12 protein-coding genes are annotated in these 13,237 nt (G+C 39.2%); 3 read left to right on the forward strand and 9 right to left on the reverse strand.

Annotated features, from left to right (window positions below; genetic code table 11):
* Window positions 1-151 precede the first annotated feature (151 nt).
* Together MWU84_RS09420 and MWU84_RS09425 are read left to right on the forward strand one after the other, a co-directional pair.
* The gene (locus tag MWU84_RS09420) at window positions 152-790 is read left to right on the forward strand and encodes a peroxiredoxin (RefSeq protein WP_246900977.1); all 639 of its coding nucleotides are present in this window, start codon (window positions 152-154) and stop codon (window positions 788-790) included.
* A gap of 341 nt (window positions 791-1,131) precedes the next feature.
* The gene (locus MWU84_RS09425) at window positions 1,132-1,323 is read left to right on the forward strand and encodes a cold-shock protein (RefSeq protein ID WP_026812084.1); all 192 of its coding nucleotides are present in this window, start codon (window positions 1,132-1,134) and stop codon (window positions 1,321-1,323) included.
* 472 nt (window positions 1,324-1,795) lie between these two features.
* On the opposite strand, the gene MWU84_RS09430 is transcribed toward MWU84_RS09425, so the two are convergent.
* The 3 genes from MWU84_RS09430 to MWU84_RS09440 form a co-directional block, all read right to left on the reverse strand.
* The gene (locus tag MWU84_RS09430) at window positions 1,796-2,728 is read right to left on the reverse strand and encodes a peptidylprolyl isomerase (protein WP_246900980.1); all 933 of its coding nucleotides are present in this window, start codon (window positions 2,726-2,728) and stop codon (window positions 1,796-1,798) included.
* Window positions 2,729-2,878: 150 nt separating this feature from the next.
* Window positions 2,879-4,252, reverse strand: coding sequence for a M20/M25/M40 family metallo-hydrolase (locus MWU84_RS09435; RefSeq protein WP_246900984.1), 1,374 nt, complete (start codon window positions 4,250-4,252; stop codon window positions 2,879-2,881).
* Complete coding sequence (locus MWU84_RS09440; RefSeq protein WP_246900988.1) at window positions 4,249-5,127, reverse strand: PPK2 family polyphosphate kinase; 879 nt, start codon at window positions 5,125-5,127, stop codon at window positions 4,249-4,251. Before MWU84_RS09440 ends, MWU84_RS09435 begins: the two co-directional genes overlap by 4 nt.
* Window positions 5,128-5,517: 390 nt before the next feature.
* Between MWU84_RS09440 and MWU84_RS09445 the strand changes: the two genes are divergently transcribed.
* Window positions 5,518-6,207, forward strand: coding sequence for a hypothetical protein (locus MWU84_RS09445; RefSeq protein WP_246900991.1), 690 nt, complete (start codon window positions 5,518-5,520; stop codon window positions 6,205-6,207).
* 151 nt (window positions 6,208-6,358) lie between these two features.
* Here MWU84_RS09445 and MWU84_RS09450 read toward each other — a convergent pair whose 3' ends face one another.
* From MWU84_RS09450 to dnaJ, 6 genes are all read right to left on the reverse strand, one after another.
* Window positions 6,359-7,522, reverse strand: coding sequence for a sigma-54 dependent transcriptional regulator (locus MWU84_RS09450; protein ID WP_246900995.1), 1,164 nt, complete (start codon window positions 7,520-7,522; stop codon window positions 6,359-6,361).
* A gap of 11 nt (window positions 7,523-7,533) precedes the next feature.
* Complete coding sequence (locus MWU84_RS09455; protein WP_246900998.1) at window positions 7,534-8,412, reverse strand: DUF6268 family outer membrane beta-barrel protein; 879 nt, start codon at window positions 8,410-8,412, stop codon at window positions 7,534-7,536.
* A complete protein-coding gene (locus MWU84_RS09460; RefSeq protein ID WP_246901001.1) occupies window positions 8,402-9,298 on the reverse strand; it encodes a mechanosensitive ion channel domain-containing protein in 897 nt (298 codons plus the stop codon). Before MWU84_RS09460 ends, MWU84_RS09455 begins: the two co-directional genes overlap by 11 nt.
* 1 nt (window position 9,299) lies before the next feature.
* Window positions 9,300-10,637: an ABC transporter permease gene (locus MWU84_RS09465; protein WP_246901004.1), complete on the reverse strand. Its 1,338-nt coding sequence runs from the start codon at window positions 10,635-10,637 to the stop codon at window positions 9,300-9,302.
* A 5-nt stretch (window positions 10,638-10,642) separates the two neighbouring features.
* A complete protein-coding gene (locus MWU84_RS09470; protein WP_246901006.1) occupies window positions 10,643-11,566 on the reverse strand; it encodes an ATP-binding cassette domain-containing protein in 924 nt (307 codons plus the stop codon).
* 538 nt (window positions 11,567-12,104) lie between these two features.
* Window positions 12,105-13,229: a molecular chaperone DnaJ gene (gene dnaJ, locus MWU84_RS09475; RefSeq protein WP_246901009.1), complete on the reverse strand. Its 1,125-nt coding sequence runs from the start codon at window positions 13,227-13,229 to the stop codon at window positions 12,105-12,107.
* Between the last annotated feature and the right edge of the window lie 8 nt (window positions 13,230-13,237).

Below are 13,237 nucleotides of genomic sequence, written 5' to 3' on the forward strand. Positions count from 1 at the left end.
TATATAATAAATAAAACCCCTTGGTTTGCACCTAAAAAGACATGGTGTCCAATATAAAATTTTAATACATTTTTAACCTTTTATAAAAGTCCATTATCATTTAATCTACTAAATTTATAGGATAATAAATTTTTAACTAAAACACTAAAATATGGCAACAATACGATTGGGCGATGTAGCCCCTGATTTTACAGCTGATAGTTCAATGGGAATGATCAATTTATATGATTATTTAGGTGATGGATGGGGAATTTTGTTTTCACATCCAGCGGATTTCACCCCTGTTTGTACTACCGAGTTGGGAACTGCCGCAAAATTTAAAGCAGAATTTGACAAACGAAACGTAAAAATGTTGGCGCTTAGCGTTGATGGGGTAGCATCTCATGGTGAATGGATCAAAGATATCAATGAGACACAACATACCACAGTAAACTTCCCAATAATAGCAGACGATGACAAGAAGGTTTCTACCTTGTACGACATGATACATCCTAATGCAAATGATAGTCTAACTGTGCGTTCCGTATACATCATAGCTCCTGACAAAACGGTAAAACTTATTATCACTTACCCTGCATCTACCGGACGTAATTTTCACGAGTTGCTTAGGGTTATAGATTCACTACAATTAACAGCATACCACAAAGTTGCCACTCCGGCCAACTGGGAAAATGGAGATAGGGTTGTAGTAAGTCCTTCCATAAATACAGAGGATGCCAATAAAATATTCACCAAAGGCGTGGAAGAAATAAAGCCATATTTAAGGATGACTCCACAACCAAACATCTAATTTCTTAATGTCTACCGGATAATTATAAGCTATAAAGTCTTCCCTAACAAGGAGGACTTTATGCTTTTGATCCTAAAAATATCGGAACCCTATTAAAAAAACAAACATGGGGCAAACCTGGTTAATATACTCGCTTCGGACTATTGATCAAGCTTGAAGTGCAAAAAAAGTTGCCATGGTCCTGAGACCCGAGACCATTAACGCACAGTTGATTAGGCCTTTAATTTCATTTCCCACAACCTCGAAGCAGCACCTCATAGAAATATAACTATCAAAAAATCATGTAGTTAAATAATAAAACCCTATATTGGTGACTAATTTAATTTTTTTAATTTTTTATAATGAATAAAGGAACAGTAAAATTCTTCAATGACTCCAAAGGTTTCGGATTTATCACTGAAGAAGGCTCAAGCGAAGATCACTTTGTACACATTTCTGGTTTAATCGACGAAATTCGCGAAGGTGACGTTGTAGAATTTGAACTACAACAAGGTAAAAAAGGATTGAACGCGGTAAATGTAAAAGTGATTTAATAATTACGGTACAATTTTTTTTAAAAAATAGGGCCCATCCACAAGGATGGGTTTTTTTTGTCCATAACAAAATGGGACTGCTAAAAAATGGCCCCTAAATTACTTTCTCTCCTTTGCCTGGCAGAAGGCCAACTTTGAAACAACTAATAATATATAAAAATTTTTACGCAACCTTTTTCTCCTATTGTCATCTCTATTAAAAACACTTAGTATACACCATTATAAATAGCTAGAGTATGACCACTTTTTTCACCATTCTTTTGACTTTGTTGGTAATAAATATCGCTCTTTTGGTATTAAGCCTTAATAGAACCAAAAGGTAGATAGCAATTTTAAATTTGCCGTTTCTGTCTTAACTTCATTAAATGCACAATGCAGTTTAAGACTTTTGTAGGCTCTAAATTTTAAGAATCCCAAATAAAAAAGGCTCTAAGAAATTAGAGCCTTCAGATTTTTATAAAAACTTGAATTTTTATCCTATCCCCATTAATTCAACGTCAAAAATAAGGGTGGCATTTGGCGGAATTACCCCTCCAGCACCTGCACTTCCATAGGCCAAATTAGAAGGAATAACGAATCTAGCTTTATCCCCAACCTTCAACAGACCTATACCTTCGTCCCATCCTGGAATTACTTGTCCTACGCCTAATTGGAAACTAATAGGTTCCTTTCTCTTATAGGAGGAATCAAAAACCTGTCCGTTCAACAAAGAACCTTCGTAATGAACGGAAACATTTTTTCCGCTTACAGATTTGGCCCCATTTCCCTCTTGCACAATCTTATATCTAAGTCCACTTTCGGTTTCGTTAAAACCAGCGGCTACCTTATCCAGCTCAGCGGCTATTTTTTTCTTTTCTTCAGCCAATCTTTTTTCCCTAGAACCCTCAAAAGTCCTAAAAGCCTCAACTGCATTCCATTTATCTGCTTCTTCACCAATTCTTTCAATGGTAAGACTTTCAATTTTATCACCTTGTTTAATGGCATCTACTACGTCCTGACCTTCCACAACGCGTCCAAAAACGGTATGCTTGTTGTCTAACCAAGGAGTAGCCACATGGGTAATAAAAAATTGGGTCCCGTTTGTTCCTGGACCGGCATTTGCCATTGAAAGTACACCAGGTCCATCATGGGTAAGATCTGGATGAAATTCATCATCAAATTTATAACCCCCGTCTCCGGTTCCTGTTCCTAGTGGACAACCACCTTGAATCATGAAATCCGGAATAACCCTGTGGAATTTTAATCCATCATAATATGGCTTACCTTGTGCTTTGATACTATTTTCTAGATTACCTTCCGCCAAGGCTACAAAGTTACCCACAGTCCCTGGGGTTTTATCATGGGTAAGCTTTACCAATATTTCTCCTTTCGAAGTATTGAATTTTGCGTAAATTCCGTCTTGCATATCGCTGTTTTTTGATTAGTCCGCAAAGGTAAGGATAAGTTTTCTGTTTATAAAAAGCTCGGTAGGTTTGCAAACAAGAATGCTACCTGGCACTACACATTTTTTATAATAAATTTCCTTCCTCCATACACTTATAGACGGGGCCAGAAGCTATTTTATGCCATATTGATCAAAGAGGTAGATTAAACTGGCCATAGAGGCGGCACCAAGTTCCAATTCCCTTTTATTTACATGGGCAAAGGTATCGTTCGCCGAATGGTGATGATCAAAATACCGCTGGCTATCGGGCCTCAGTCCCGCTAAAACAATGTTCTCATTTTTTAACGGACCAATATCGGCTCCACTCCCTCCTTTTACAAAAAGATGTAACAAATAGGGTTCAAACAAGCTTTTCCAGCCCAATACCTGATTAAAATTGGCCTCATTGCAATCAAAAGAAAAACCACGGGGCGTAAAACCACCGGCATCACTTTCAAGGGCAAAAATATGTTTCTCATTTTTCCTGGATGCCTGCTCCGCATATGTGGTTCCCCCACGAAGTCCGTTTTCCTCGTTCATAAAGAGCACTACGCGTATGGTCCGCTTAGGTCTATATCCAGTAGCCTTCAACAACCTTAGCACTTCCATACTCTGCACACATCCAGCACCATCGTCGTGCGAACCGTCCCCCAAATCCCAGGAATCCAAGTGGCCTCCCACCACCAAAATTTCATTTGGATGGGCGCTCCCCTTAATCTCCCCAATTACATTGTAGGAATCCACATCGGGCAATATTTTGCAGTTTTGTCTAAAGAAAAGATTAATACTCGGATTAAGTTTCAAGGTAGCACTCAACAGTTCTGCTCCATTGGTACTTATGGCCGCTGCAGGAATCCTGCTTTCCATTGGGGTGTCCCCATAGCTCATAGCACCTGTATGTGGAAAATCGTCCAATCTAAGGTTCAACGACCTTACTATAACCCCTACTGCTCCGTATTTAGCAGCTTCGGTGGCACCTGCATATCGTTGGTCCACGGAACCGCTATAAGACATATAGGTATTAATATTGGCGGGATCCATAGCCTTGTTAAAAAATACGATCTTTCCTTGAATTTTTTCTTTTCCCAATATTTTTAGTCCTTCTACACCCTTTACTTCTACCACCCCTGCCTTAATTCCTCCAAAAGGTGTAGCTACAGACCCCCCTAGGGCACAAATTGGAACGTTGTTGGTCAATCCAGGGTCGCTTTCAATATAAGCAAATTCAGGTGTTCCCCTGACCCATTTGGGGACTTTAACGGGCTGTAGCCAAACACGGTCCAGCCCCATGGAATCAAGAACTAGTTTTGTATAATCTACAGCTTTTTGTGCCTGTAAAGAACCTGAAAGTCGTCCTCCAATCTGGTTGGATAAATAATTTAACCAAGCATAACTTCGACCCTTGGTAAGGGCCGTATTATATATTTCCTTAATTTGTTTTTCATCATTGTTCTGCGCTTCAATCTGTGTTGCTATTAGTAAAAATACTAACCATAAATACCTCATTCGTTTTCCAATTGTTTTTTATATTCTTCTAAATTAGCTTTTATTTTATCATCCAGTTCCGGTTCCCTTATATCTTTGTATTTTTTTAACTCTTCATGCAAAATAGAGGCAACTATTACCCGGGCTGCCTTTTTATTGTCCGCAGGAATCACGAACCATGGAGCATGGGATTTTGAGGTCCTGTTTATTGCCTCTTCATAGCAATTTTGGTACTGATCCCATATTTGTCTTTCTTTTAAGTCCCCAGGGGAAAACTTCCAATTTTTCCTTCTTAATTCCAACCTGCGCAACAATCGCTGTCGCTGCTCTTCTTTGGACAAGTGCAGAAAAAACTTAAAAACTATAGTGCCATTTTCCACTATATGGCGTTCAAAATTATTTATTTGCTCAAAACGTTTATCCCAAAAACTTTGGTCTATGTCGGCTACACTATGGATTCCTGGAATATGTTCGTTCATAATATATTCAGGGTGCACTCTGGTCACCAATACATTCTCATAATGCGTGCGGTTAAACACCCCGAATTTTCCCTTTGCGGGTAGGGCAAGGTAGTGTCTCCAAATATAATCGTGCTTTAATTCCATTTCCGTTGGCACCTTAAAACTGTGGACTACCACTCCCCTAGCATTAAAATCCTTGAATACCTCCCTAATTAAACTGTCCTTTCCGGCGGTATCCATACCCTGCAAACAAATTAAAACACTGTATTTGGAATGGGCATATAAGGTATCCTGAAACTCCCCTAGTTCTATCCTAATGCTTTCCAGAACCTTTCTTAATTTTTTATCGGATGACCCAAAATCTTCCTTAGTTTCTAAATCTGTCAATTTAATTGCGCTATCAACCCTATAAGTCGCTGCTTCTATGTTCTTCATGAATTAGGTTTAGTGCCCTATTGTTGAGCTATTAAAAACAAAAAATATATGATTTTTTTTAGATTACCTAAAAGTTAATGTTGGAATCCCCTAAGTAAAATAATTTATGACCTCAAAAACCTTGTGCAATTACTAGGCTTAAAACTATACCTGTTAACAAAGATTTGTCTTACCATTTCAAAGCAATATAGCAGCCTATAGGGTACTTTATCGATTATTTACTAGGAAATTCGGAGAAAAAAATAACCTTACATCTATAGAAAGCTTCAGTTCGTCCAATAAAATAGTCCACATCTGTACTTCGTCGAAAAAATCATGAAAAAACAAAGTCGTAGGATTACCTTTACAAGGTTATATTTCCCAGTGTAACAATAAACTAAAACCTACTTTATGAGACTTTCCTTTATAGCCTTTTGTTCTGTGGCAGTGTTTATTTTTTCTTCTTTTAAGAGTAACAAAGCTTGTGAATATGCCGGTTCCAATATTGGTTATATCCAATCACAAACTGAAAAGGCAATAGCCAGTGAAGACATCAATATGTCCAAATATTTTGCTTATAAAGCGTTGAACGCTATAGTTAAATCCAAAACTCAATTAGAGGACTGTGGCTGCGAACATGCTTTAGAGCTTATACACGAAAGTTCTGTTAACTTAACCAACGCTACTAGGGCTACCTCCTTACCAAGTGCCAAAATATTACTTAAAAAGGCTTTGGATAATGCTTTGGGAAGTATAGAAGCCATAGATGAACACGACTCACATGATAGTAGGTATAACAACGATGTACTGGCCATGAATACCAAGACTTCCATAGCCGAAAAAGAATCGCACAAACCTCTGGACCACATAACCCTTGAAAACAAAGTGGATATTGCTTTGGAAAAGTTTAAAAAATCATTGGACAAGGTGGTAGAATCCGTAGATTGCAAGGAAGCCTTGGCATTTACCCAAAACGTATACGATATTTGCGAACAACAACTTCTAAAGCCTAATCTTTCCGAAGGCAAGAAATATTACAACTTAAAAACCAAGGAAATTGCTGCCAATGCCCTTAAGAAGTTGAGTGGCTGCAAGAATTAGGGATCAGTACTTCAAAATAGATTAACAACCTTGTCGTGCTTCCGAGATCCAATTTTTAAAGTATAGTTGATCGAGGAGCATTGTGGTTGCCCATCAGATTTACATTTATCCTGAGAAACTCAAAGCCCGTCAACATTATAAACCGTGTCGTCTATTTACTGGCAAACGATTTTACATCTTCTTCGGTTACCTCATTGCCCCCAAGTATTATAAGGCGCTCTACAACATTTCTCAATTCCCTTATATTACCAGTCCAATCATACCCTTTTAATAAGGCAATAGCCTTTTCCGAAAATGCTTTGGGCGCAGTTCCTTGCTCAGCGGCTATTTTTTCTGAGAAATGTTTTATAAGTAAAGGAATATCATCCCGTCTGTCGTTTAAGGCAGGAACCTTAATAAGAATTACCGCCAACCTATGGTATAGATCTTCACGAAACCTTCCGCTTGCTATTTCCTTTTTTAAATCCTTATTGGTTGCGGCTACAACTCTAACATCTACTTTGATATCTTTATCCGATCCAACCCTGCTTATTTTATTCTCTTGAAGTGCCCTAAGAACCTTAGCTTGGGCTGAGAGGCTCATATCCCCTATCTCGTCCAAAAATATGGTTCCTTTATTGGCTGCCTCAAACTTACCGGCCCGGTCCTTCACAGCTGAAGTAAAGGCTCCCTTTACGTGTCCAAAAAGTTCACTTTCAATTAATTCGGAAGGGATTGCTGCACAATTGACCTCTATCAAAGGATTGGCATTTCGCTCGCTTTTTTCATGGATCCAATGGGCAACAAGTTCCTTGCCCGTACCGTTGGAACCCGTAATGAGAACTCTGGCATCGGTTGGAGCTACCTTCTCTATCATTTCCTTGATTACGGAGATTTCCTTACTTTCCCCGATCATTTCATAGTTCTTACTTACTTTTTTCTTCAAGATCTTGTTTTCAACCACCAAATCCTTTCTATCCAAGGCATTGCGCACTGTAGTCAACAACCGGTTTAGGTCGGGCGGTTTGGAAATATAATCGAAGGCCCCGAGCCTCATGGTATTCACGGCCGTATCCAGGTCTCCGTGCCCGGATATCATAATAAAGGGAATTTCAGGCTTTATTTTTCTCGCTGCTACCAATACCTCCACCCCGTCCATTTTGGGCATCTTTATATCGCACAGCACAAGATCGAAATCATCTTTTTTTATTGCTTCCAATCCCATCAACCCATCTTCGGCCTCCTCTACCTTATAGTTTTCATTTTCTTCCGAAAGGATTTTCACCAAAACCCTTCTAATGGCCGATTCATCCTCTATAACCAGTATTCTTGACATAACTAAGTATTTTAAATTCCAATTCTAAAACCCGTTCTAAAATAAAAACTAGGTTGATCATTCAATGTAAATATATCTTCTCGTTCTTCATTCCTCAACACTCCGGCCTGAAACAAGGTGTGTCCCGCGTAGCCATAAAAGAAAATATTTTTGGCCACTGCATATTGGTATCCCAAGGTAAACAAAGCAACCGAGGTGGAAATGGAAGAGGCAACCCCTGAATCAGAGCTAATCACCGTATTCTGTAAATTAACGTAATATCCATCCAAAATAAACTCTGTTTGCAGCATATGGTTCTCGTTAATAAAGTACTTCATACCACTTTTGGGAGCTCCCACCACATATGCCCAATTGGGATGAAACCTTTTTTCAAAATAGACCAAGGGCAGGGGCACTCTAACAGCCACCGTTGAGTTATAGGCTATCCCCAAAACCAAGCGCGTTGGTTTGTCTATTTTAGGTCTATCGCGTAGCGCCCCTACCGTTACGTTCACGGAAACATCCCCTTGACCAATATCGTTGGTCAAAGTGGAAGACAAACGCGGGGTAACTACACCTACAAAGCGCCAATCTTGATTGTATTGCAATATGTAGGCCATATTTAAATCGGCTACATGAAAAGTTTCTGTAATTACATCGTCATAAGGTGTTCTACGGTTTAAGTCGTATTCAATACGATTGTATTCGCCCCCTACAATAATATTGTCATTCTTCCCCACTTTAATGGGCATGTTGGCCACCAATTTAATTCTGGATAATTTTGCTTCAGCCGTATTTCTGGGCATTAGCATATACTCCAGCCGAAAAACATCCGGTGTTTGGGCCAGACAAAAATTAATTGACAAAAGGAAGCCAAACACGATTCCTAATCTAAATATTCTAATTCCCATTCGTGGCAGTATTATTATCTATCTGTACCTTTTGAAAGGGACGTGGCTGAAACAAATGTACATCCCTCTGTGGAAATGGGATACTGATACCGTGTTCCCTAAATTTGGCATCTATCTTATACCGCATAGCACTTTTAATTTTAGGATCTCCATAACTATCACTGATAAAAAAATTAATGGAAAACAATAAAGCGGAATCCCCAAAATCATCAAAAAGCACAAATGGCTTAGGGTTATTTAATACCCCCTTCTGTTCACTGGCAATATTTTCCAAAATTTTGGTCACTAAATTAACATCACTTCCATAGGCCACTCCAACCTTAACGTTCTCTCTAGTGCTTTTATGATTTTGGGTATAATTATAAATACTATCCGTTAAAAATTGGTGGTTGGGAATTATGATTACCTTGTCATCCCTTGTAAGCGCCCTTGTAGTCCTTAACCGTATTTCAAAAACCTGTCCTACTTTTTGATTTACCTCTACAATATCCCCTACCCGCAGGGACTGATCCATAATGATCAGAATACCGGAGATGATATCTTGGAACAAATATTGAAGCGCAAATCCCAAACCAACAAACAGTGCTGCCGATGCGGTAAGCAAGACGGTGAGATTGACCCCTGAGGTGTGCAGGACAACCAACACCACCAATATGTAGAACAAATATCTTAAAAATCCAAAAACACTGATAAACTTATTCTTGTCCTCCTCGGGCAACTTTGCAGTAACCAATTTGTGAAACAGTTTCAGAGCATAGTTTACTACGATCAAAGAAATTATAACGGTTAAGAAGGTAGCTGCGGTTATATCCACCTTATCACCATTCCAAATTTTGTAAGCGAGAAATTCATCCAATCCCTTAAAAATATTCTTTAGTTCTTCCATTCTAATATTTCAGCCATTTAAGCAAATCCCTATAAGAAGGTTTTTTTCCATACATCAATATCCCCACTCTATATATCTTGGCCGCCAACCATACAATACCTATAAAAGTGATAATTAATAGAAGAATTGAAACTACAACCTCCCAAATAGGCACACCTCCTTCCCCAATACCCCCTGGCAGACGCATAAGCATTACAATAGGTGATGTTAAAGGAAATAATGAGAATCCTACTGCAATAGGGCCATGAGGGTTATTAAAGACCGAAAAGAACCCTACGTAAATGGCCAACATCAAAGGTAATATTATAGGAAAAATAAACTGTTGGGTATCTGTCTCGTTGTCCACCGCAGCACCTATTGCCGCATATATTGAGCTATAAATTAGATAACCCAGCACAAAATAGATCACAAAAAAACAGACAAGCATTAACCAAGGTATTCTAAAAAGCTCGTTGGCATATAATTGGATGGCGGAATCGGATGCTGTCACATAGGCAGCCCCCCCTACTAGGCCAGGTGTATTACTTGCCCCGGCATTAAGCCCTGACGGATCAATATCGAAAACCAAAATCAACACGCCAAACATTAAAAAGGCAGAAACAATCCAAATGGCGAACTGGGTAACTCCGGCCAAAGAAGTCCCAATAATTTTACCCAGCATAAGCTGAAAAGGTTTCACGGAAGAGATAATAACCTCAATTATCCTAGTAGTTTTTTCCTCGATCACACTGCGCATAACAAAGCCACCATAAATAATGATGAACATCATGATCAAATACCCAAATGCCCCACCTATAAACGCTTTAATTTCCGTTATTCCTTTCAGGTTCTGTTCTCCGGAAAAGCTAGACGTATTAATTTCAAAATTATTTTCAACACTTTCAAAATCGGATACAGAAACTCCTAATTCCTGTAAGCGCTGCAATCGCAAACGATCTTTAAAAACATTTTCCAAATTAGCCACTATAGATGATCCAGGTGCATCCTTACTGTAAAAGTAAGATCTGCTTGCCACTTGTTCCAAGTCCGGCTCATTGGGAATATAAAGCAAGCCATAGAATCCCATCTTTTGAATAGAGTCCTTGGCCGCTTCCAAGTCAATATCCCTAAACTTCACAAACGAAGTACTTTCCGTTCCCTGAAAATCTGTGGAGAAATAATTGCTCTCATTTAGTACTCCTATTGTCCTTATTTCGCCATCGTTGATCTTGGTCAGATAAACAATGAGAACAACCATTCCTACCATTAGGATCGGGCTCAAAAAAGTCATGACCACAAATGACTTATTTCGAACTTTTGCTAAATATTCGCGCTTTATAATGAGCGATAACTTACTCATAAATATTATTTGGATTGAACGGTTCTAATAAATATATCGTTTGCCGATGGAATTGTCTCCGTGAAATTATTGACATTTGCCTTGCCCGCTAAATGGGATAAAAAGGGGCCTGTATCGTCAGATGGCAATTGCACTGTAAAATTTAATTGAAGTCCATCATCCACATATTCCGAAGACAAAATCTCAAATTTACCCTTTAGATCCTCTAAGAGTCCGTTGGCACTTTGCACTCCCAGCCCTACCTTATAAATATTATTCTTGTATGCCCTTTTTATATCGCTAAGTTTGCCATCCAATATTTTCTCCGACTTGTGCACCAAAGCTATATATTCGCATAGTTCCTCTACGGATTCCATTCGGTGCGTAGAAAAAATTATGGTAGTTCCCTTATCCCTTAATTGAAGAATCTCATCTTTAATAATGTTGGCATTTATAGGATCAAAACCGCTAAAGGGCTCATCAAAGATCAAAAGCTTTGGCTCGTGCAAAACTGTAACAATAAATTGGATCTTTTGAGCCATGCCCTTGGATAGTTCCTGTATTTTTTTGTTCCACCAGTCCCCGATCTCCAGTCTATCGAACCAATATTTTAACCTACTTTTGGCATCGGACTTGGACAATCCTTTTAATTGGGCCAAATATAGGGCCTGTTCTCCCACTTTCATACTTTTATAGAGGCCCCTTTCCTCGGGTAAATACCCAATCATAGAAATGTGTTGGGACTGCAATGGCTTACCATCAAAAAAAATTGCTCCTTTATCCGGATAGATTATTTGGTTAATTATCCGTATTAAGGTGGTTTTCCCAGCTCCGTTAGGCCCTAGCAGACCATAGATACTATTTTTGGGGATTTCCAATGAAACTTTGTTGAGAGCTATATGACTCCCAAACTGCTTGGAAACCTCATTAGCGACCAATATATTATTCATGCACGCAATTTCCCCAAAGATATAGAATTGCGATGTAAGAGATAGGCAGGATTTTTATAAATTATGTTTTTTTACATAAGTTAAACACGATAATTATCGAATCGGATCAGCTTTGTAAAATTCTGAAATAAGAAATCCCTAATAAGGAAGAAAACCAAAGCAACCAATAATAGCAAGTACTGGCGAGCACGGGAGGATCCATACCTCTACTTTTGTTCATTGTAATCCTTTAAAGCCTGAGGATATTCCAACAAAATGATCCCGCCTAGTGGTAGGATTAGTTCAACCTTCCATACTCACGGCGTTCCTTCGGAACTGGAGGACGTTGCAACAAACTGATCCCGCCAAAGGCGGGATTATTTCAACCAGCTATCTTTAATGCGCTCCTAAGGAGCTTTTAAAGAAAGGGTTGAAATAACAAAACCCACCCTCAACGAATCAAGGATGGGAAAAAAAATTGCTATGAAAAAGAAAATAATACTGGTTACCCAATATTATCTCAAATATACGTTTTTTATTTAAAATAGGAATCGCTATTCTAGGAGAACATATCCTTTACCTTTTCAAAGAAAGATTTATCAGATTTCTCTGGTCTGGGTTCAAAATTTTCATTGTTCTGCATACGCTCGAAAAAATCCTTCTGTTCCTTATTCAATTCTTTGGGCGTCCATACGTTTACGTGTACCAATAAATCACCGCTACCATATCCGTTTAGACTAGTAATACCTTTACCTCTTAATCTTAGGATCTTACCGGACTGTATTCCAGCTTCCAATTTGATCCTTACCTTACCACCAACAGCATCAATCTCTTTTGAGGTACCTAAAACTGCCTCAGAAATACTGACATATAGATCATAATGAAGATTATCACCTTCCCTCTTCAAGGTATCGTGTTCTTCGGTCTCAATGGCCACCAGCAAATCGCCTGGGACTCCATTACCTGGGGCATCGTTACCTTTGTTCGGCACTTTTAACTGCATGCCATCCTCTACTCCTGCTGGAATATTGATACTAACGGTCTCCTCAGAAACCTTTAATCCATTGGCATCCGCATCATTGGGTTTTTTATCAATAATTTGACCACTACCTCCACAGGCACTACAGGTTGCTGCAGTCTGCATTCTACCCAGAATTGTATTGGTAATTTTGGTAACCTGTCCGCGACCTCCACAGGTCCCGCAGGTTTGGTAAGTAACCCCTTCTGCCTGAACCTTTCTTCTTACTTTTATTTTCTTTTCTACTCCATTCGCAATTTCCTCCAAGGTCAACTTAACCCTGATTCTTAAATTACTTCCCTTGACACGTCGTTGACCGCCACCGCCGCCAAAGCCGGAAAAGCCACTAAAACCGCCGCCGCCAAAAGCACCGCCGAAAATATCCCCGAACTGACTAAATATATCATCCATGTTCATGCCGCCGCCGCCAAAACCGCCGCCGCCCTCAAAAGCTGCATGTCCATATTGGTCATATCGAGCCTTCTTGTTGGGGTCGCTCAATACCTCATAAGCCTCGGCTGCTTTTTTAAACATTTCCTCCGCCTTGGCATCACCTGGATTTTTGTCAGGATGATACTCTATTGCTTTCTTCCTATATGCCTTTTTTACTTCAGCCGCAGTAGCATTTTTACCAATGCCCAAGATGTCATAATAATCCTCCTTCATAAAATATT

The sequence above is a fragment of the Arenibacter sp. F20364 genome (assembly GCF_023015905.1).
GTDB lineage: Bacteria > Bacteroidota > Bacteroidia > Flavobacteriales > Flavobacteriaceae > Arenibacter.

Coding starts and splice junctions, on each gene's coding strand:
- MWU84_RS09420 (WP_246900977.1), top strand. CDS start 152: ATGGCAACAATACGATTGGGCGATGTAGCCCCTGATTTTACAGCTGAT.
- MWU84_RS09425 (WP_026812084.1), top strand. CDS start 1,132: ATGAATAAAGGAACAGTAAAATTCTTCAATGACTCCAAAGGTTTCGGA.
- MWU84_RS09430 (WP_246900980.1), bottom strand. CDS start 2,728: ATGCAAGACGGAATTTACGCAAAATTCAATACTTCGAAAGGAGAAATA.
- MWU84_RS09435 (WP_246900984.1), bottom strand. CDS start 4,252: ATGAGGTATTTATGGTTAGTATTTTTACTAATAGCAACACAGATTGAA.
- MWU84_RS09440 (WP_246900988.1), bottom strand. CDS start 5,127: ATGAAGAACATAGAAGCAGCGACTTATAGGGTTGATAGCGCAATTAAA.
- MWU84_RS09445 (WP_246900991.1), top strand. CDS start 5,518: ATGAGACTTTCCTTTATAGCCTTTTGTTCTGTGGCAGTGTTTATTTTT.
- MWU84_RS09450 (WP_246900995.1), bottom strand. CDS start 7,522: ATGTCAAGAATACTGGTTATAGAGGATGAATCGGCCATTAGAAGGGTT.
- MWU84_RS09455 (WP_246900998.1), bottom strand. CDS start 8,412: ATGGGAATTAGAATATTTAGATTAGGAATCGTGTTTGGCTTCCTTTTG.
- MWU84_RS09460 (WP_246901001.1), bottom strand. CDS start 9,298: ATGGAAGAACTAAAGAATATTTTTAAGGGATTGGATGAATTTCTCGCT.
- MWU84_RS09465 (WP_246901004.1), bottom strand. CDS start 10,637: ATGAGTAAGTTATCGCTCATTATAAAGCGCGAATATTTAGCAAAAGTT.
- MWU84_RS09470 (WP_246901006.1), bottom strand. CDS start 11,566: ATGAATAATATATTGGTCGCTAATGAGGTTTCCAAGCAGTTTGGGAGT.
- dnaJ (WP_246901009.1), bottom strand. CDS start 13,229: ATGAAGGAGGATTATTATGACATCTTGGGCATTGGTAAAAATGCTACT.